The following is a 344-nucleotide window of genomic DNA, read 5'->3' on the forward strand; positions in this document are numbered from 1 at the left end:
CTGCCGGTCGCCGCTGCCGACCACGACCGACACGTTGATGCGGACCAGCGGACGGATATCGCGCACGATCTGGCCGTCGCCGCGCACGATCTCGACATGCTGCCAGGAGGCCGCGAGCGAGGCCGTCACCTGGCGTACGCGCGGATCCTTCGCCCGCAGCCAGCCGTCGATCTCCTGCAACAGCTTGGCCTTGGCCTCGAAGGACGGCGAGGGGATCGGGTTCTCGTCGCCATAGAGGTGGCGGTTGGTGCGGGCCGGCGCGCCGGCGAGCTGGCCGGAATAGCCGCCCTTGACAGCCGAGACCGCGTCGGCGGCGCGCAGCAGCGAGGCTTCGGAAAGATCGC

At 70.6% G+C, this 344-nt stretch carries 1 pseudogene; it reads right to left on the reverse strand.

The features are described from left to right. Window positions 1-344 (reverse strand): annotated as a pseudogene (tldD, locus tag EN852_RS37060) (metalloprotease TldD); the annotation flags it as partial.

It is taken from the genome of Mesorhizobium sp. M2E.F.Ca.ET.209.01.1.1 (assembly GCF_004010375.2).
In the GTDB taxonomy this organism is placed as follows: domain Bacteria; phylum Pseudomonadota; class Alphaproteobacteria; order Rhizobiales; family Rhizobiaceae; genus Mesorhizobium.